General features: G+C 66.3%; 13 protein-coding genes and 7 pseudogenes. 12 read left to right on the top strand and 8 right to left on the bottom strand.

Annotated elements, in window-relative coordinates:
* Positions 1–33: 33 nt before the first annotated feature.
* The 4 genes and pseudogenes from SNR22_RS29490 to SNR22_RS23845 form a co-directional block, all read left to right on the top strand.
* Positions 34–468, top strand: a pseudogene (locus SNR22_RS29490) (DNRLRE domain-containing protein); the annotation flags it as partial.
* 459 nt (positions 469–927) lie between these two features.
* Positions 928–1344 (top strand): annotated as a pseudogene (locus tag SNR22_RS29485) (hypothetical protein); the annotation flags it as partial.
* A gap of 76 nt (positions 1345–1420) precedes the next feature.
* Entirely contained in the window at positions 1421–1624 is a 204-nt protein-coding gene (locus SNR22_RS29480) for a toxin C-terminal domain-containing protein (RefSeq protein ID WP_413775694.1), read from the top strand.
* Positions 1625–2409: 785 nt separating this feature from the next.
* A pseudogene (locus SNR22_RS23845) lies at positions 2410–2608 on the top strand (IS1380 family transposase); the annotation flags it as partial.
* Positions 2609–2680: 72 nt separating this feature from the next.
* On the opposite strand, the pseudogene SNR22_RS23840 reads toward SNR22_RS23845, so the two are convergent.
* Positions 2681–2938: pseudogene (locus SNR22_RS23840) on the bottom strand (transposase family protein); the annotation flags it as partial.
* Positions 2939–3257: 319 nt separating this feature from the next.
* Here SNR22_RS23840 and SNR22_RS29475 point away from each other — a divergent pair.
* A complete protein-coding gene (locus SNR22_RS29475; protein ID WP_413775693.1) occupies positions 3258–3911 on the top strand; it encodes a polymorphic toxin-type HINT domain-containing protein in 654 nt (217 codons plus the stop codon).
* A 74-nt stretch (positions 3912–3985) separates the two neighbouring features.
* Positions 3986–4354, top strand: coding sequence for a hypothetical protein (locus SNR22_RS23830; RefSeq protein ID WP_320068881.1), 369 nt, complete (start codon positions 3986–3988; stop codon positions 4352–4354).
* 167 nt (positions 4355–4521) lie between these two features.
* Here the strand turns inward: SNR22_RS23830 and SNR22_RS23825 are convergent, their stop codons facing one another.
* Positions 4522–5262 (bottom strand): IS30 family transposase, encoded by a 741-nt coding sequence (locus SNR22_RS23825; protein WP_320068880.1) that lies wholly within the window; start codon positions 5260–5262, stop codon positions 4522–4524.
* A 33-nt stretch (positions 5263–5295) separates the two neighbouring features.
* On the bottom strand, positions 5296–5493 hold the full coding sequence (locus tag SNR22_RS29470; RefSeq protein WP_413775692.1) for a helix-turn-helix domain-containing protein: 198 nt from the start codon (positions 5491–5493) through the stop codon (positions 5296–5298).
* 114 nt (positions 5494–5607) lie between these two features.
* Here SNR22_RS29470 and SNR22_RS23820 point away from each other — a divergent pair.
* Together SNR22_RS23820 and SNR22_RS23815 are read left to right on the top strand one after the other, a co-directional pair.
* A pseudogene (locus SNR22_RS23820) lies at positions 5608–6087 on the top strand (polymorphic toxin-type HINT domain-containing protein); the annotation flags it as partial.
* 212 nt (positions 6088–6299) lie between these two features.
* Positions 6300–6650 carry a hypothetical protein gene (locus SNR22_RS23815; protein ID WP_320068879.1) on the top strand — a complete coding sequence of 117 codons (351 nt, stop codon included), beginning with the start codon at positions 6300–6302 and terminating at the stop codon, positions 6648–6650.
* A 117-nt stretch (positions 6651–6767) separates the two neighbouring features.
* On the opposite strand, the pseudogene SNR22_RS23810 reads toward SNR22_RS23815, so the two are convergent.
* Positions 6768–7502: pseudogene (locus tag SNR22_RS23810) on the bottom strand (aldo/keto reductase); the annotation flags it as partial.
* 140 nt (positions 7503–7642) lie between these two features.
* Here SNR22_RS23810 and SNR22_RS23805 point away from each other — a divergent pair.
* Entirely contained in the window at positions 7643–8104 is a 462-nt protein-coding gene (locus SNR22_RS23805) for a DUF3592 domain-containing protein (protein WP_320068878.1), read from the top strand.
* Between the two features lie 92 nt (positions 8105–8196).
* Here the strand turns inward: SNR22_RS23805 and SNR22_RS23800 are convergent, their stop codons facing one another.
* Positions 8197–9996: a glycosyl hydrolase gene (locus SNR22_RS23800; RefSeq protein WP_320068877.1), complete on the bottom strand. Its 1800-nt coding sequence runs from the start codon at positions 9994–9996 to the stop codon at positions 8197–8199.
* A 146-nt stretch (positions 9997–10142) separates the two neighbouring features.
* On the opposite strand from SNR22_RS23800, the gene SNR22_RS23795 reads away from it, so the two are divergent.
* The gene (locus SNR22_RS23795) at positions 10143–11111 is read left to right on the top strand and encodes an aldo/keto reductase (RefSeq protein ID WP_320068876.1); all 969 of its coding nucleotides are present in this window, start codon (positions 10143–10145) and stop codon (positions 11109–11111) included.
* A gap of 47 nt (positions 11112–11158) precedes the next feature.
* On the opposite strand, the gene SNR22_RS23790 is transcribed toward SNR22_RS23795, so the two are convergent.
* Positions 11159–11641 (bottom strand): GNAT family N-acetyltransferase, encoded by a 483-nt coding sequence (locus tag SNR22_RS23790; protein ID WP_320068875.1) that lies wholly within the window; start codon positions 11639–11641, stop codon positions 11159–11161.
* A gap of 592 nt (positions 11642–12233) precedes the next feature.
* On the opposite strand from SNR22_RS23790, the gene SNR22_RS23785 reads away from it, so the two are divergent.
* Positions 12234–12698: a barstar family protein gene (locus SNR22_RS23785; protein ID WP_320068874.1), complete on the top strand. Its 465-nt coding sequence runs from the start codon at positions 12234–12236 to the stop codon at positions 12696–12698.
* Between the two features lie 16 nt (positions 12699–12714).
* On the opposite strand, the pseudogene SNR22_RS23780 reads toward SNR22_RS23785, so the two are convergent.
* Positions 12715–13023: pseudogene (locus tag SNR22_RS23780) on the bottom strand (hypothetical protein); the annotation flags it as partial.
* Positions 13024–13071: 48 nt separating this feature from the next.
* Positions 13072–14058 carry an L-glyceraldehyde 3-phosphate reductase gene (gene mgrA / locus SNR22_RS23775; protein ID WP_320068872.1) on the bottom strand — a complete coding sequence of 329 codons (987 nt, stop codon included), beginning with the start codon at positions 14056–14058 and terminating at the stop codon, positions 13072–13074.
* Between the two features lie 626 nt (positions 14059–14684).
* On the opposite strand from mgrA, the gene SNR22_RS23770 reads away from it, so the two are divergent.
* A complete protein-coding gene (locus tag SNR22_RS23770; protein ID WP_320068871.1) occupies positions 14685–19307 on the top strand; it encodes an aminotransferase class I/II-fold pyridoxal phosphate-dependent enzyme in 4623 nt (1540 codons plus the stop codon).
* Positions 19308–19386: the final 79 nt, after the last annotated feature.

Here is a 19386-nt window from a genome sequence, read left to right as displayed (position 1 = left end):
AAGTCGAGTTCGTTCTGGCAGAACTCCACCGCGTTGTACAACGGCAAGCTGGTCGGGTCGGCGGGCGCGGGGCGTACCGAGGACTGCTCTGGGTGCGCCGACCACATCATCCGGTCGTTGTTCCGGATGGACACCACCAGAGTGCGTGGCACGCACATCCTCAGCGCCCAGTTCCGGGTCGAGCAGCGCTGGTCGTGGACTTGCAGCCCGAAAACGAACGCAAAGCTGTGGATGACCGGGTCGATCTCGTCGGGCACCACGTGGAACAAGCAGCCGACCTGGAACAGCAGTTACACCGCGCAGAGCGTGGGCAACCGCAAGTACGGCTCGGCGCACGGCTGCCTCGGCACCGGCACCATCGAGTTCAACGTCAAGTCGATGGTGGAGAGTGCGGCGGCGTCCAAGTGGACGAACCTCACCGTGGGCCTGCGCGCGATCGACGAGAGCACCAAGAACCAGTGGAAGCGGTTCAACCACTCCTCTCCGAAGCTCGCGATCACCTTCAACACCGACCCGAACGCGCCCGGTGATCGCAAGTCCGACAACAAGAACTGCGCCACCGGGGCCTCCCGGCCCTACGTGTTGACCACGACCCCGACCCTGGCCGCGAAGCACTCCGACCCGGACCTCGGGCAGCAGGCGCTGACCACCTGGTTCTACTGGTGGCCGGTGGGTGGGGCGCGGAACGAGACCAACAAGGTGTCCCACGCGGCGGGCAACCCGTCGACGGCGTCGAAGGCGATCCCGTCGGGCAAGCTGACCGACGGCGGGAGCTACGTCTGGCAGGCCCGGACCTGGGACGGCTCCCACTACAGCCCCTGGTCCGGCACCTGCGAGTTCACCGTCGACGCGACAGCGCCGCAACCGGCCGCCGAGGTCGACTCCAGCGGTTACCCCGATGACGGCGTCCCGCGCGGTGGTGTCGGTCTGCCGGGCACGTTCGCCGTGAGCCCGCCGACCACCCGGTCATACGAGGTCAAGGAGTATGCCTACAGCCTGGACTCGGGCGTGCTGACGGCGGCGAAGACCGTCCCTGCCCGTACCACGGACTTTGGCGCGTCGATCACCGTTGCGCCGTTGCACGACGGGGTGAACGTTCTCTACGTCTGGGCCAAGGACCATGCCGGACGTTTCTCCACCCCGGTGACCCACACGTTCAGCGTCCGTGGCGGGTCCGGCCCGGCCGCCGAGTGGACGTTCGAGGAGAGCGGAACGACCGCCACCGACGTCTCCGGCCACAGCAACGCCCTGACCCTCGGCACGTCCTACAACCTCAGCGTTGCCAACCTTCACACGTACTATGTGATGGCTGGCAACACGCCAGTCCTCGTACACAACACAAATCCGGGGCTGCGATGTACCATTACCGACACAGAAGGTCGGCCCTACGCAAAGGCTTACCAATGGTCAGGCAGCGGATTTGGCGGCGTATAACGGGTATCGGCCGACGAATCAAACGCTCAGAGGTGAGAAGATCTTTACGAATGGAAAACAATACATAGTGCAAGACGCTACGTCACACATCGGTGGTACTTGGAAAATTGCGAAATCGCCGGGCGCGTTGAATAGCAAGTCCTCCCGAACCGCGACCACTGATGCACTACTAACTCCCATAGGCGGTTGATCAATGGAGGACGCTAGCACCGGCCGTGACCAGGAGTTTTACCGGAAGTACTACTGGAGTGTTGACGTTCCTGGGCTCACCCAAGAACGGGCTGAATCGCTCGTGGCTTACTGCCCTGAGCTGCCTGGGACCGTGATCGACCCGGGGCTGTGGTTCACCGTTCATATGGATCGGGATACAGCGGAGGTGCTGAGGACCGCTCTGCTTAGTCTAGGGCCAGATAGTATAGGCGTTGGTCTGCGGGAAAGCGTAGATGACTGGCTTGATTCGATAGGCCCCAAGGTGTACGGTAACTGATCAGGCCAGCGGGGTCGCAGGGGGAGGCGACCATTGAACCCGTTTTCGCCGACCTGTCATTCAACTTCGCTGGATGAAATCAATTCTATTCGCTGTGTGGGCGTCACAGTGTATCTCGATGTTGACTCGAGTGTTTCAAATAATCAGTTCCGGGCCCTGGTCTTCCATCTGAGTAGCAGTCGAAGCGTGTTGTTTGACCCATCCTGGCCCTCTGGGATCCGGATCGGAGGTGAATTTGAAGTGGAGCGGATCCGTGATGAGATCTCCGATGTCAGGATTATAGAACTTGCCGTCCAAGTCGGTGGTATAGCTTCGCTCAGCCTCGACCCTTTGGTAAGGGCTGTCCACGGACTAAGGGCTGTCCACGGGCTGGGCTGAGAGTGAAGAAGTGCCTTCTTGTCTGGGGAAATAGGGCTTGCCGAGAGTCCCGTGTTCCTGTCACGGAAGGCATTTGCTGGGTGAAGGATGCCGCAACACGTCCGAAGATCATGGTGACCGGCGGCGGGCGGGGCGTGGTGGGTCACGCCGGTGCCCGGTTGCTCGCTGATCTGGCGGTGCTGCGGGACCAGCCGGGGTTGTTCGGGCCGGTCGCCTCTGACCCGACCGCGTGGCGGCTGTTGTCGCAGCTGGACGAGACCCTGTTGGCCGGGCTGCGGTGCCGCCCGGGCCCGAGCCCGCGAAGTCGTCTAGGCCCAACGTGCCGAGGTCCATGGCCTGCAACAGCCGACGGATCATCGCCTCCGACGGGCGGCGCCCGGCAGCCATGCCCAAGGTGACAGCCGTCTCGGCTGGCACATCGGCGACCCATTCGGCGATCGCGGCGTACGAGCGGTAGCCGGCGACCACCGCACACACGGCGGCCGTGACCACGACGCTCAGTCGGTGCCGGACACCTCCCCGGGCGCGTGGATCAGGCAGACCAGCGAGCGCTTCGGGCAGCCCACCAGCGGCTTCCGACACGGTCAGAGCCGGTGCGCGGGACACCGACGAGATCAGCGATGATGGCAGCGCGGGCATGACTCACTTCGGGCGATTAGCATGGCGTAGGAACCTTGATGATCTTCCGAACAGGTCATGCCCGTCTTGCTGCCACCAACAGCGGCGCTTCTACTCCAAGCCTCACAAGTCAGACACCATCACGACTTTGCCGGGGCCCTGGCTGCCAGGCAGGTTTGATTCCGGTCCCTGTCGGCACGGTTGCACCGGGAGGAAGGACTGCGCGACCCAGTGCGGCCATACCGACCGGGAGCGCGAGGCCATCTTCGTCCGGCAGGGGCATCATGGCGCCTGGCAGCAAGGCGGTCTCTGTAGCTTCGACGGTGCCACCGGTGTGCTCATGGCGGACGGCAGCACCAAAGCGATCAAGGACATCAAGGTCGGCGACGAGGTCGTCGCCACCGACCCTGTCACCGGTGAACAGGGACCGCGAATCGTCACCCACCTCTGGGTCCACGAGGACGAACTGGTCGCGCTGACCGTGAACGGCAAAGTCGTCACCACCACGGAGGACCACCCCTTCTGGAACGCGACCGACCAGGAGTGGCAGCGCGCCGACGAGCTCGACCCAGGTGATCTCCTGAGGACGCCGAGCGGTGCTGGAACGTTCGTTGAGACACCGGCCACCGGAATGCCCAAGCGGGGGGCGGCCTACAACCGCAGCGTTGACGACCTGCACACGTACTATGTGCTCGTCGGTGAGAGTCCGGTGCTGGTCCATAACACGACGCCGGGTGGCTGTGGTGTCTCCGAGGCGATCAGCCGTCAGAAGCGAAGCCGCCATATCTTGGGCGATCCGTTGCATAACGGTGGCGGGTACTTTAGAACCCATGGCGACGCGCAAGAAGTTCTTGACGCTTTTCATTCAGGTCGAGCTGCGGTTGTTGGAAGAACTGCAAATGGCAATATTGTCGTCCGGTATGATGGTGTGACTGGATTCAAAATAACAATCCCCGATCTGGATTCGTTGATCAGCCGACGAACGTTTTTATGATCAAGGGAACGAAGAGTCCCAGCGTAGTCCCTATCAATCCGAACTGGTCGGCTCCCTAAAGGTGGTGCGATGCGATGGAGTCTCAACTGGAGCGCGAGAATGGGCTCGTTCTTGATGCGATGCAAGCCTCATTAGGGCTGATCTCCGCGAAAATACACGCTGTATCTGTCGCAATGGAGGCGGAGGTGATTACCATGCATTTTGCTGTAGCTTACCTGAATGTCGATGCTGAAGAGGGTATAGATGATATTTTATTCGAACTTGATGCTCTTCGAGGTGGCACGGAAAGAATAGAGTCGTCTGTTCATGTTGGTTTTCCAGATGGTGGCTGGTCGGGTAGGTCGGGTCGCCTCTTCTATCTGGCAAAGGAGGTTTCTGAGTATTATCTTCGCGCTGGGCGAATGCGCAAAGTGGATTGCCGGGGAGGCGACGGCGCGACCTGACGGGTCTTGAGCGGCGACGTCTTCAGGCAACCGCTTGCGGCGGTCGCTTCGCGTGCGAACGGCTAGTTTTGCGTTGGCCAAGTGTTTGTCTTCCGTGTCGGGCCAGTCCTCATCGGCAATGAGGACTGGCCCGACACGTGGTAGCCGTGTGTCACCAGTCGGCGGGTTCAGCCGGTGGAAGCATTCGCCTCGACGAGTTCGGTGAATATCTCGGAGGGCTTCTTCCAGTCGTGGGTCTTAGGGGGTCGGTCGTTGATCTCGGAAGCGACCATCGCCAGGTATTTCGGGTCGGAGGTGATCGGGACGCCCTTGGGGAAGTACTCGCGCAGGATCCGGTTGGCGTTTTCGTTGCTGCCGCGTTGCCAGGGTGGGTGGGGGCGGGCGAAGTGCACCGGCAGGCCGGCGGCGGTGATCCGGGCGTGGCCGGCCATTTCCGACCCGCAGTCCCAGGTCAGCGATCGGGCCAGCTGCGGTGGGAGGGTCCCGGCGGCGGCGATGATCGCGTCGCCGACGGTCAGGGAGTCCCGGCCGGTCAGGGGAACCAGGACCACGAACCAGGAGGTGCGCTCGACCAGCGTCGCCACCGCGCTCTTGCCGCCCTTGCCGATGACCAGGTCGCCCTCCCAGTGACCGGGGACCTGCCGACCCTCGACCTCGGCGGGGCGTTCGTCGAGGTAGCGGGGCTCACGGATCCGCGGTGCGGGAGCCGGCCGGGCCCCGCCACGGCGGGCCGTGCGGCCAGTGCGCAACCCGATCAGCTCCCGAGCCAGGGTGGACACCGGCTGGGCGTACACCCACTGGTAGATCGCCTCGTGAGACACCCGGTAAGCCTGATCGTCGGGATAGTCGAACGGCAACCGACCCGCGATCGACGCCGGAGACCAGCCCAGCCGCAGGCGCTCGCGCACGACCTCCCGCAGACCCTGCGCCCGCTCGACCGCTCAAGTCTTCGGCCGTGCCCGCGACACCGTCGCTGCCTCCTCGGCCGCCGCAGCCCGGTACCGGCCGCGGCCGCCGTGCCGGGCGACCTCGCGTGAGACCACCGACGGGTCGCGGCCGACCAGGACACCGATCTGTTTGTACACCAGGCCTTCGGCCAAGCCACGGGATATCTCTTCGCGATCAGCCAGGGTCAACATCGCACGCACAGCGGAACATCCTGTCCCACCCAACCGCCAAGATCAAATGCTACGACCGGCTGAACCTGCCCAACCGTGCCGACAGGGACCGGAATCAAACCTGCCTGGCAGCAAGGCGGTCTCTGTAGCTTCGACGGTGCCACCGGTGTGCTCATGGCGGACGGCAGCACCAAAGCGATCAAGGACATCAAGGTCGGCGACGAGGTCGTCGCCACCGACCCTGTCACCGGTGAACAAGGTCCTCGCGTCGTCACCCACCTCTGGGTCCACGAGGACGAACTGGTCGCGCTGACCGTGAACGGCAAAGTCGTCACCACCACGGAGGACCACCCCTTCTGGAACGCGACCGACCAGCAGTGGCAGCGCGCCGACGAACTCGACCCAGGTGATCTCCTGAGGACGCCGACCGGCGCAGGAACGTCGGTTGACGTGTCCGCCAGCGGGTTGCCCAAGCGCGGCACCGCCTACAACCTCAGCGTTGCCAACCTTCACACGTACTATGTGCTCGCCGGCAACACGCCCGTCCTAGTCCATAACACTGGTTGCGACGAATGGGCCGCCGCGTTCGCAAAGCGAAGCGGTGGCGAAATCAAGACCTTCGTCGGTGCCGGTGGGGATCAATTGCCGATGGGGCCGTATCGGCCGAAGGGTCCGGGCACTCCCGAGCTTGGTGAGAGTTGGTTCCACCATACCGTAGTGGTCAGGGGCGGCAAGGTATACGATCAGTGGTATAAGAGTGGTATTGGTGTCAACGAGTACAAGACCCGATTTGATTACTAGGAGGACATGGATTTTGGGTTTTGATCATGACTGAGTCGCTGCCTGATTTCTTGCCTAAACTACAGAAGCATCACGGAATCTACGTGGTGCGGAGGACCTACGAAGGGACCTGCGCATTCCTGGCGGGATATGAGCTCGGGTCTGGGGATCGCGTCCTCAAGGAATTTCATGGCTGGCTTGTCGAGAGAGAGCGGGGGCGCCCGGAACTCTATTGGCCGCTGCTTGTCTTGTGTGAAATTTACGAGGACGGTGCGCTGCCTGATTTGAGATACTTCACGCCTGCGCAGGACGAAGAGGCGGTAGGTGTTCTCTTCCGGTTGCTCGATGTGTTCTTTGAGTCACACGGGATGGTAGATAGAGGCAGGTCGGTGAGTTAGTCGGAATCAATGGCGACCTCTTCAAATCTTGACCGTGGCAGCGGCCCCAAATGGCAGTGCAATTGGCGTGGTTATACGGACCAGCAAGAAGCTCTGCGATTGCAGTGAGTAGCTGCGGCTCAGGCGGCCGTCGATTTCGGTCAGTTCTTCGGCGGTGAGGTTGAGGTTGTCCAGGGCGGCGATGTTCGTTTCCAACTGTTTCATGCTGCTTGCGCCGATGATGAGGCTGGTCATTCGGGGGTCGCGCAGGGCCCAGGCGAGGGCGAGTTGGGCCAGGGATTGTCCGCGTCGTTCGGCGATCGTGTCGAGCGCCCGGATGGTGGCCATTGTCTTGGTGTCGAGGTCGGTCTCGTTGAGGAAGAGGCTGGTGCGGACCCGGGAGTCGGCTGGGATGCCGTTGAGGTAGCGGTCGGTGAGTAGGCCTTGGGCGAGGGGGCTGTAGGCGATGCAGCCGGCGCCGACCTGTTCGAGGGTGTCGAGCAGGTTGTCGCGTTCGGTCCAGCGGTTGAGCATCGAGTACGACGGTTGGTTGAGCAGCAGCGGTGTGCCGAGGTCGCGCAGGATCGCGGCGGCCCGCTCGGTCTGCATGGAGTCGTAGTTGGAGATGCCGACGTAGAGGGCCTTGCCGGAGCGGACGAGCGCGCCCATCGTCTCCTCGAGCGGGGTGTCCGGGTCGAAGCGGTGGGAGTAGAAGACGTCGACGTAGTCGAGGACCATTCGCCGCAGCGACTGGTCCAGCGACGAGATCAGATTCTTGCGGGAGCCCCATTCGCCGTACGGGCCGGGCCACATCAGATAGCCGGCCTTGCTGGAGATGACCATCTCGTCCTGGTACGGCCGCAGGTCGTCGGCGGGTGCGGGCCGCGAGGCGAGCAACCGCGCCGGCGGTAGCGACGTCGGACTACCGTCACCGCTGGCGTCGGGACGCTCTATGACGCTCCCACCGACAGGCTGATCGACATGAGCTCACGTGCTTTGGAGGACTGGTGTCGGTGTCGCTAAGACCGCCGCGCGGGACGCGGATCATGGTCGCGGCTCTCTTCGGAACCATGCTGATCTGCGGTGCCATCCTGCTCGACGACCGTCTGACCACCACTGTCGAGCAGCGGGTCAACGAGGGGACAGCTGTGACCGGCCTGGTCGTGCAGGCAAACCGGCTCCGGCTCAGCCGTTCGGAATCGGTGACCCGGATGACCGTGACGTACACCGTCGACGGGGTGGCGTACCGAAAGCGGTTCTCCAGCCAGCTTGACCAGGGCCGGCGCCACGCCGGGGAGGAGACCACGGTGTACGTCGACCGTGACGATCCGTCCCGGGCGGCCACGGCTGAGGGGTACGCGACGGAGGATCTGCTGCTCCAGTTGCCCAACCTGCTCGGGGTCGCCGGGTTCCTGACGATCGTGGCGGCGCTCGTCTGGATCAAGACGGGTGGCCGCCCTCCCGGCACCAGCTGACCGGCTGCCGCCCCGCTGGTCGGCGGCAAGGCACGGCACGACCCCGTCGCCGTCCCGGCCGGCAGGGGAGTGCCTGCCGGCCGGGGGTGGCGTCAGGAGGCGGCGCAGGTGGGCGTCGGGGCCGGCGCGGGGCCGGTGCCGATCAGCCCCAGGGTGGCGCTGGCCCCCGGGGCGAGCCGGCCGTTCCAGCTCGCGTTGCGCGCCGTGACCGTGCCGTCGGCGGTCGTCACCGTGGCGCCCCAGGCGTCGCGCACGCCCTGCCCGTCGGCCCTTGGCCAGCGGACCGACCATCCGGTGGTCGCCCCGGTGCCGACGTTGCGCACCCTCACCTCGGCCTGGTAGCCGCCGGGCCACCGGCTGACCACCTTCCACGTCGCCGCGCACGCGGGCGCGTCCTTCCAGTCGCCCAGCTCGTCGAGGGTGAGCACGTGCGGGTCGTCCCGGTAGACCCGGCGCAGGAAGTCCGGCGAGTTCCACAGCCCGTCGGTGAGGAAGTCGCCGGACCAGGTGACGAACCAGCTCCAGTCGGCCCGGTAGACGCGGGTCAGCTCCGGGTCCGGAATGGGCCCCACCTCACCCAGCGCGACCAGCTTGCGGTCACGGCCCAGCGACACCAACCGGTCGTACGAGCCGCTGAGCGGCCCGTGGTCACCGACCGCCGGGTACGAGTCGACGCTGACCACGTCCACCATGTCGTCGCCCGGATACCAGTCCGGGGAGATCGAGTTCCACACCCAGATCAGGTTGGTCAGCCCGTGGTGGTTGGTGAGCCGGTCGTACATCAGCCGGTAGAGCCGCTTCGCCGGGCCGGGGCCCTTGGCGCCCCACCAGAACCAGCCGCCCTCGGCCTCGTGCAACGGTCGCCAGAGCACCGGCACGCCCGCATCACGCAACCGGGTGAGCTGCACGGCGATCGCGTCGATGTCCCGGATCAGCAGTTTGTAGTCGGCGGAGTCGGGGTCGGCCAGCGCCGCCGCCACGTCGAAGGTGGTGGCCTCGGTGTAGAAGCCGCGCCACCACTCCTTGCCGGGGGTGTCGATCAGACCGCTTGGCGCGTTCCAGTGCCAGGTGAGAGTGACGATGCCGCCCCGGGCGTCCCAGGCGAGCGCCTTCTCCACCTCCGTGGAGGTGGTGCCGCGCTCGACCCGGCTGGGGGAGTAGTCCATCAGGTCGAGGCCGGCGATCGCCGGCGCCTTCCCGACGTTCTCCTCCAGCCAGCGCACCCCGTCCATGTCCTGCTGGCCGGAGAGCACGTCGGTGCCGTAGTGCGCGGCCAGGTAGCGCATCAGCGCCCGCGCCGGGGCATCGGCATCGGGGTTGACCAGCGCGCCGGTGACCTGGTGCGGGGGCGGCGCGGCGACCGGGGCGAGGTGCAGGGCGTCGATCTCGTACCAGCCCCAGTTGTTGCGTACCGTGATGGTGTTGTCGCCCGCGCGCAGCAGGACCCGGCCGGCCGGGGCGGTGGTCCACTGCTCGTTAGCGGGCAGGACGACCTCGCCGTGGCCGGCGCCGTTGAGCAGCAGCGAGGCGGTCTTCTGCCCGTACGGGGCGCGGTAGGCCACGGTCAGCTCGTAGAGGCCGCCCGGCGAGTTGGGGACGGGGACGGTGACCTGGTCGTCGGCGGCGTCGAAGCCGGCGACGTAGCCGGTGCCGGAGTACCCGGCCGCGGCGGTCTGGACGGTGACGCCGGTGAGGGTGCCGCTCTCGGCCTCGTAAACGGCGGGACCAGCCGCCGCGGCGGCCTTGACGGGCGCCGCAGGACCGGCCGTCGCCGCGGGCGTAGTCGTCGCGGCGGCCTCGACGGGCGGAGCGAAACCGGGGTTCAGGGGCGTGAGCAGCGACAGCGCGGCGGTCAGCGCCAGCCAGCGGGGACTCGGTCGGGCATGTTTCATCAAAGCTCCCGTAACGACGGTGGTGGATGGAAGCGCTCCCACCATCGACGCGCGGCCGTCCATTGTCAACCTTTGCGGTAAGGAAAATGCCCTTCCTGTACCGAATGCGTTAATAAGGTGCCCTTCCTTTCGCGTAGCTTCGGGGGATGCGCTTCGTTGATCTCGACACTCCCAAGCCCATCTCCAAGATCGGCCTCGGCACCTGGCAGTTCGGCTCGAAGGAGTGGGGCTACGGGCCCGACTACGAGCGCCGGGCCGCCGACATCGTCCGGCGGGCGCTCGACCTCGGCGTCACCCTCTTCGACACCGCCGAGCTGTACGGCTTCGGCCGCAGCGAGCGGATCCTCGGCGCGGCCCTCGGCGACCAGCGGGAGAAGGCCGTGGTGGCCAGCAAGATCCTCCCGATCCTGCCGATCGCCCCGGTGGTGCAGCAGCGGGCGGTCGCCTCGGCGGCCCGGCTCGGCGTCACCCACCTCGACCTGTACCAGGTGCACCAGGCCAACCCCGTGGTCGCCGACACCACCACCATGCGCGGCATGCGGGCGTTGCAGGACGTCGGCCTGGTCGGCGAGGTCGGGGTCAGCAACTACACCCTGCGCCGCTGGCGGTTCGCCGAGGCCGCGCTGGGCCGGCGGGTGCTCAGCAACCAGGTCCGCTACAGCATGGTCGACCGGGCCCCAGAGGAGGAACTGCTGCCGTACGCGGAGCAGGCCGGCCGGATCGTCATCGCCTACAGCCCGCTCGCCCAGGGCTTCCTCTCCGGCCGCTACGACGCGCAGAACCCGCCCAGCGGGTCGGTGCGCCGGGCCAACCCGTACTTCCTGCCGGAGAACCTGGAGCGCGGCGCGGCGCTCATCGCCACGCTGCGCGAGGTGGCCGACGCGCACGACGCCACGCCCAGCCAGATCGCCCTGGCGTACCTGGTGCGCCACCCAAACGTGGTGGCGATCCCCGGCGCGTCCGGCGTGGAGCAGATGGAACGCAACGCCGCCGCCGCCGAGATCGACCTCGGTGCCGACGAGTACGCGGCGCTGGCCACCGCCGCCCGCGCGTTTCGGCCGATCACCGGCCTGGCGGCGGTGCCGAAGCTGATCCGCGCCCGCCTCGGCGGGTGACCCGTGCGAGGTGCTCGCTGGCGTGCCCTGCTTCGGTGCGGATCGCGCTAGGCGGTGTCTCCTGGATCTTGGCAAGAGGGATCCAAGGTGAGGTTGAGCAGTTCCAGGCCGGTGACAGGCTGAAATCCGATGTCGGTGTAGAGCATCAGAGCTGGGACGTTGTCGGTCTCGGTCTGGAGTGACACGCGATGCGCGCCAGCGTTACCCGCGTTATGGATGACGTGCTGCAGGAGAGCGTTGGCGATACCGGTACGGCGATAGTCCGGGGCCACGTAGAGGTCGCGGATCGACCATGCGGTGCCCAACATGAGCGAGGCCGGCATGATCGTGACCGTGATGAAACCGCAGGCCTCCTCAGCACGGATGGCGGCCGCTGCGGTGAGCCTGTGCTGGGTGACCTGCTCGTGCAACCAGGATCGGGTGTTCTGAGGGGCTGACGGTTGGCCGTAGTGTGCCCGGTAGTCGTCGAACAGTGCAGCGACCTGATCGAACGCCGGGTGGGTGGAGGTTATTGGCTCGACTGTCGTCACACCGCGAGTGTGGCCGACGGTCGAGCCAAGGGCTGCCCTCGGGTTTGTGGCCTCCACCGTCGTGCCACGGCCGGTGCTGTCCTCTGTACGGGAACGGCCGGGTTTGGGTTGCCTGCTCGCCGTCGGAGCCTTGTCCGGCATCGCAGGGCAGTGCGCGGACGACTGCGAGGACACGCAGGCCGTCGCGCTGGCAGCGGTCCTGGGTGCGGCGTCAAGTGGACGCTTACCGCAGGGCGCGGTTCTGGGAAAGACCGCCGGGTTGAAAGGTTGGATCCCGGCCTCCGTACCGAAGGAGTCGCAGGTCGTCATTCGCGACATCCGGGAGTCGGGTGTGTCGCTTCATGCCAAGGACGGTAATCTGGTAGGCCCTCGGTGCCGCAGGGATTTGAAAATAACGGTAAGAGTGGCGGTTGTGTCCTTCCAAAGTACGATAGCTCGGGTAAGGAAATTTGGTATAGAGAGTGGGGCGCGGTCCAATCGCGAAGCAATCCCTCCCCGGGTGGCGAGCGAATCGTTGCAGGTTTCGATGGCTCTATATAATACTCGCCCACCCGTTATCAAACATTCATCGTAGCCGTACCGGGATCCTGAAATGTGGAAAGAATCCGATTCCCCTGTCCAAGTGCTCGCCCGCAGCGGCTTGCACTCCTTGGAGGACGTCGTTCCACCAGCGGGCGTAGTTGCAGTGGCCCGGTTGAACGGCGCAGCAATGATGAACGCGGACCGCGTATTCGAGCAGTTTTCTGACGCACTACTGTTCCCGAGTTACTTCGGGTGGAACTGGCCGGCACTCTCTGAGTGCCTCAGAGACCTCAGCTGGCTTTCGGCAAACCGATTCTTAATCGTCATCGACAATGCGCAGGATGTTTTGCTGGAAGACGTCAGTGAAAGGGAGGTGTTCTTTAACATACTGGTCCGAGCTGGCCGGCACTGGGCAGAATCCTACGACGCAGAAAATCGTGACAGTGGTCCTCGCTTCCACGCCATCCTCCTATCCGATGATCAAGAGACCGAGTCCCTCGCGATGACGGCGGCTTCGAGGATGGGACGGGCGTGATCGGCCAGTCTTGACGTCAGCGCCCTGGCGGCCTCGGGAGTCGAGGCCGCCAGGGCGACGGCTCAAGTGGACCTACGGGCGTCGTGGGTGCGTTTCTTGGTGCGGTCGAAGTCGATCGGCAGCAGCGGGCCCCTTGTTCTCGTGTCGGGCCAAGTAGACCGCCATCTCCCGGCTCGATCGGTGCGTCAGGCCGGTCAGCAAGGGCCGGCACACTCCGGTCTTGGTAACGGCGCACCCAGATGTTCACCATCGGAAGCGACACACCCGCCAGGACCGCGACCTCCTCCGCACTATGGCCCTCATCACGCCACAACACCATCCGCGCCCGCCCGCGCTCGGCGAGATCACGAACTCTGCCAGGGGAATTGTCCGCTCAGCAGTGGCCGTCGATTTCGGTCAGTTCCTCGGCGGTGAGGTCGAGGTTGTTCAGGGCGGCGACGTTCGTTTCCAACTGCTTCACGCTGCTCGCGCCGATGATGAGGCTGGTCATCCGGGGGTCGCGCAGCGCCCAGGCGAGTGCGAGTTGGGCCAGGGACTGGCCGCGTCGTTCGGCGATCGCGCCGAGCGCCCGGATGGTGGCCATCTTCTTCTCGTCGAGGTCGCCCTCGTTGAGGAAGACGCTGGTGCGCACCCGGGAGTCGGCGGGGATGCCGCCCAGGTATCGGTCGGTGAGCAGCCCCTGGGCGAGCGGGCTGTAGGCGATGCAGCCGGCGCCGACCCGCTCCAGGGTGCCCAGCAGGCCGTTGTCCTCGGTCCAGCGGTTGAGCATCGAGTACGACGGCTGGTTGATCAGCAGCGGCGTGCCGAGGTCGCGCAGGATCGCGGCGGCCCGCTCGGTCTGCTCCGCACTGTAGTTGGAGATGCCGACGTAGAGGGCCTTGCCGGAGCGGACGCTCGCGTCGAGCGCGCCCATCGTCTCCTCCAGCGGGGTGTCCGGGTCGAACCGGTGGGAGTAGAAGACGTCGACGTAGTCCAGGCCCATCCGGCGTAGCGACTGGTCCAGCGAGGAGATCAGGTTCTTGCGGGAACCCCACTCGCCGTACGGGCCGGGCCACATCAGGTAGCCGGCTTTGCTGGAGATCACCAGTTCGTCCCGGTATGGCTTGAGGTCGCAGGCGAGCAGCCGGCCGAAGTTCTCCTCCGCGGCCCCGGGCGGCGGGCCGTAGTTGTTCGCCAGATCGAAGTGGGTGACCCCGAGGTCGAATGCCCGCCGGACGATGTCGCGCTGCCGCTCGAACGGCCGGTCCGGGCCGAAGTTGTGCCACAGCCCCAAGGAGACGGCGGGCAGCCGCAGCCCGCTGCGCCCGGCGCGCCGGTAGGTCATCGTCTCGTAGCGCCCTTCGGCGGCAAAGTACGTCACGATTCCGACCCTACCGACACGAACGTCTCGGTGCCCTGGGTGACGGCATCGGGGCGGGATCGCTCGGCGCGGAGTACGTGTCGCCGATCGAACGGCCCGGTCCGGGTTGCAGTTGCGCCACAGCCCGAGCGGGACGGCGGGCGGCCACAGAGAAGCAGGGGGCAACCACTTGCTGGGCCGATTGGTGTCGCAGGCCATACCAATCGACAAATGGTCAAGCAAGTCGGCCGCGCGAAGTGGAGGCGGTGCCGCACGGGCATGGGGTGATGTGGAAGCCATGTCAAATCCCGCGTTCACACCGCGCACCGGGGTATTTGCAAGAGAACGGACAATGCATCCTTATTCGTCGGGATTGCTGCCGTCACCGGCCGACCACTCGAGGTTATTTGCGCGGGTCAAGGCGCCTCTTGCTTATGGTCCCGCCAAACCCTTCGGCTATGTCATCGGTGTGGCCCGCTCCGCCCGGTGGCATGCTGACGCCGCTCAGGCCATGGGGATGAATCACTTGAGCACATCACTGTAAGAGTCTTCCTGTGCATGGCCTTTTGTAGTCGACTGACCTGTTGACGCCGATGTACTAAGGCTGTCGAGGTCGCCAACTGGCTATACGATTCGGGGAGGGCTCCATGCGGGATATTGCAATCGTTGGAATGGGTTGCCGCTTTCCCGGTGCGAACAACCTCCAGGAATACTGGCGGGTCCTTACGCGCGCCGAACCACGTTTCCACTCGGTGCCAGTCGCGCGTTGGGACCACAGCCCGTACCTCGATCCGGAGGATCGCCGGGCGGTCGGAAAATCTTACACCGACCAGGTTTCGTATATCGACGATATCGACGATATCGACGCTTCTTATTTCCGACTACTGCCGCGTCGCGCGCGCACAATGGATCCCCAGCACCGGTTGTTGCTGAATGTCACCCGCGAAGCCCTGCAGGACGCCGGCTGGGAAAACCGGGCATACGACCGCACCAACACCGGCGTCTACTTCGCGATGAGCACCGCTGATTTCAACACGCTCAGACCCGACCCGGCCGACCTGGAAATCTACTCCGTTCCCGGCAGTCTGCTGAACATGGCTGCCACCACGGTCAGTCAGTTCTACGACCTGGGCGGACCGAGTTTCACCGTGGACTCCGCCTGCTGTTCAGGACTCGTCGCGATACACGAGGCGGTGGTCGCGCTGCGGGCGGGGGTCTGCACCGAGGCGCTCGTCGGTGGGGCCTATGTGAATCTCATACCGAACGGCCTGGTGGCCTTCTCCAGGGTGGGGGCCATTTCCCCCACCGGTGTCTGCCGTCCCTTCGACCAACGCGCCGACGGATTCGTTCTCGGCGAGGGTGTCGGTGTGGTGGTGCTGCGCCCTCTGGACGCGGCCCTGGCCGCCGGCGACCGAATCTATTCGGTCATCAGGGGCGTCGGTTGCTCGAATGACGGCACCACCGACGGACCGATGACGCCGCGCAGCGGGGGACAGTACCTGGCCTTGCGTCGGGCGTACGACGATGCCGGTGTCGCCGCCGACTCGATCGGTTTCATCGAGGGCCACGGCACGGCCACCTCGGTCGGTGACCGCGTCGAACTCGAGTCGCTGGCGCGGATCCGGGCCGAGTCGGCGACCGGTACGACGGGGCCCCGTCCCGCGTACCTGGCCTCCGTGAAGGCGCTGGTCGGGCACTCGTTGACAGCTTCCGGCATGGCCGGCCTGATCAAGGCCTCCCTCGCGCTCCGACATGGCATCATTCCCCGTCAGCCGGACGCCGTGCCGAACGACGAGGTGGCGGCGGGTGGGATGCATCTGCCCGAGGCGAACATCGCCTGGCCGGCAGAGGATGGTGCCCCCCGGCGAGCCGGCATCAACTCGTTCGCCTTCGGCGGCACGAATGTCCATATCGTCCTCGAGGAGGCTCCGGCAGCGCGCGAGCGTGGCCCGGAGGCCGGTGGGGCTTTCGGCCCCGCCGACCCGGTCCGGCCGGAGCTGTTCCTTTTCTCCACGGGCTCGGCGGACCTGCTCGTCCAGTACGTCGACCGTATCCGCCAGACCCTCGACGAGGACCCGTACCTTAGCCTGCGCGCCGTCGCCGACACGCTGGCGATGCGTGAGCTACTCCCGTGGCGGCTCGCCGTCATCGCCCGTACCCGGGTCGAGCTGACGGCCCGCCTGCAAGAGGCGATGCGGGCGCTGGGTGAAGGGCGCTCCGGGACGGTGGACGACGGCGTCTTCCTGGGGGAGGTCAGGCGGCGCCGCAAGGCACCGCCCGTTGCGTTCCTCTTCCCGGGGCAGGGCAGTCAGAAGCCCGGTCTGCTGGCCGATCTCTACGCTCGCTTCCCCCAGTTCCGGGACACCGCAGACCGTCTCGACCGGGAGGTGCGGAGGGTCTCCGATTTCTCGCCGTTGTGGGCCCTCTACGGTCCTGATGCGGACACCCCGGCAGGTCGGGACCGGATGCGTGGCACCGACGTCTGCCAACCGCTGCTAGGTGTCGTGACGCTTGCCGCGGCTCGGCTCGCCGAGGCCAGCGGCGTCATCCCCGCCGTCACCCTCGGGCACAGTGTCGGCGAGTTCCCGGCCGCCGCGGTCGCCGGTGCCCTGAGCGACGACGAAGCACTTCACCTGATGGCCGGCCGTGGCGCGGCGATGCGCAGCGCCGAGGAACACGAGTCGGGCGGGATGCTGGTCGTCCAGGCCGACCCGCAGCGCGTCGCCGAGCTCTGTGTCGGCCTCGGCGATGTCTGGCCGGCGTGCTTCAACCACCCTCGGCAGACCGTCGCCGCCGGCACGAACGCGGCGCTGGCGCGGCTCGCCGATCGGTGCGCCGAGGTAGGGATCATCGCCCGCCCCGTCGCGGTCTCCAACGCGTTCCACACCCCGCTGCTGGAATCGGTCCGCCCGCAGATGTGCGACGAACTGGCGGCGCGCCGGATCTCTGAACCACGTCAGGCGACCTTCGTCTCCTGCATCAGCGGCGACGCCTGCGCCGATCCGGCCATCCTGCGCGAGCTCTGGGCCAACCACGCCACGTCCCCGGTCCGGTTCACCGATGCGGCCCTGGCGGCGTACGAGGCCGGTGCCCGGATCTTCGTGCAGGTCTGCGGCGGACAGTCGATGCTCGGCATGATCCGGCGCACCCTGCGGGACAAGGACGACGCGCACTTCGTGGCCCTGTCGGCAGAGGGCCCGGACGACGCCGAGAGCTTCCTCAGAGCGCTCGGTCAGCTTGCGGTGCTGGGGATTGCGGTGACCCCGCCGCGGGCTGGTGGGCCGCCCGTCGATCTTCCGCCATCTCCGCTGGCAACCCAGCGTTACCCCATCCCGGCACTACCGGATAGGCGACCGGCGTCACCGGTCCCGGTGGCAGCAGCCGCTCTACCGATCAGCGAAGTGCCGCCTCACGTCCCGGATCGAATGGAAGACACGTCTGTGAACCAGATCGTCAGTCTCATGCGGGAGCAGCTCGCGTTGTTGCGCGTGGTGCAGTTCACCTCGTCCGGCCTGGAGCCCGATCAGCCTGTGCCGCTGCCCCCGCTGGTGGCTCCGGCACTGGTGGGATCGGTGGTCGCCCAGCCCTCGATGGTCGCGCAGGCGGCCGTGGCGGCGCCGCCATCGGCGCCCGCCCTGGTGGCGGTGGGACCAGCCCCGGCTCCAGCCCCGGCCCCGGCCCCGGCCCCGGCCCCGGCCCCGGCCCTCATCGGCCTGGCGAGGCCGGCGGCCGTCAGCTCCAATGCCGCCCAGCTCGCCGCCGTCCGAGCGGAGGTCGTCAACCACGTCTCGCGGATCAGCGCGTTCCCGGCGGAGTCGCTGACCGGCCTTGAGCAGATGGGCCCGGAACTCGGCTTCGACTCCCTGATGGTCACCGAGCTGGTCACCGTGCTGGCGCGCACCTGGCCGCAGCTCGCCGGTGGTCTGACCGACCTCTCCAGGCACCCCACCCTCGACGAGGTGATCGCCGCGGTCGCCCGGCAGGTGCTCCCGTCGACGCCGGCACCAGCCATTGCCGCACCGCTGCCGGTCGTGCCCGAAGTCGTACCCTCGCCCACGGTCGACCTCCCACCGGTGCGGACCGAGAACAGCGTCGCCGAGTTCGCTGACCTCATCGAGCACCGCGCGATGATGCAGCAGTTCGGGCGCAACCCGTACTTCCTGATACACGAGGGGCCCTCGACGTCGACCACGAGAGTCGACGGCCGAGAACTCATTTCCTACTCCAGCTACAACTACCTGGGCCTGTCCGGACATCCCCGGGTGAACGACGCGGTCCGCTCGGCGATCGAGGCGTACGGCACCTCGGTCTCGGCGAGCCGCTTCCTGTCCGGAAACCGTCCCCTCCACGTCGAGCTGGAGGCCGAACTCGCCACGCTGCTCGGCACCGAGGATGCGCTGGTCATGGTGAGCGGCCACGCCACCAACGTCTCGCTGATCGGGCACATCTTGGGCCCGAACGACCTGATCGTGCACGACGAGCTCGCCCACGACAGCATCCTCCAGGGCTGCCGGCTCTCTGGAGCCACCCGACGGCCCTTCGCCCACAACGACCCGAAGAGCCTCGACGAGGTGCTGACCCGGCATCGGCACCGCCACCGTCGGGCCTTGGTCGTCGTCGAGGGCGTCTACAGCATGGACGGCGACATCGTCGACCTGCCCGAGATCATCAACGTGAAGGACCGGCACGGCGCGTTCCTGCTGATCGACGAGGCACACAGCCTCGGCACGGTGGGCCGGCACGGCGGTGGCGTGGGCGAGTACTTCGACGTCGACCGCAGCCAGGTGGAACTCTGGTCCGGAACGATCTCGAAGGCGGTCGCCAGCTGCGGTGGGTACGTCGCCGGCTCGCGCGACCTCATCGACTACCTCAGGTACACCGTGCCGGGCTTCGTCTACAGCGTCGGCATGACCCCGCAGAATGCTGCGGCGGCCCTCGCCGCGATGCAGATCATGCGGAGCGAGCCGGAGCGGTTGCGCAGGCTCAGCCAGAACTCGGCCCTCTTCCTGCAACTGGCCGGTGAAGCCGGTATCGACACCGGCACGAGTCAGGACTCGCCGGTCGTTCCCTGCATCGTCGGTGACTCTGCCCGCTGCCTTGCCCTGGCCAACGCCCTTTTCGACCGGGGAATCAGCGCCAACCCGATCCTCTATCCCGCAGTTCCAGATGAACTGTCCCGTCTCCGGTTCTTCATCACCTCGGAGCACACCCCGGCGCAGATCGAGCACACCATTGCGGTACTCCTTCAGGAACTGGAACGACTGTCCTGACGAGTCGAAATCGATACCGGCTCTGTCTGCGGCGGTCGCTCAGGCCAGCTGCGAATACCACTGCCCTGACCCCAAACCC

Origin of the sequence: Micromonospora sp. RTGN7, from assembly GCF_033804645.1 — a bacterium.
Taxonomy (GTDB): Bacteria; Actinomycetota; Actinomycetes; order Mycobacteriales; family Micromonosporaceae; genus Micromonospora.
The sequence above is the reverse complement of the archived record's forward strand: the minus strand, read 5'-3'. Positions and strand labels throughout refer to the sequence as shown.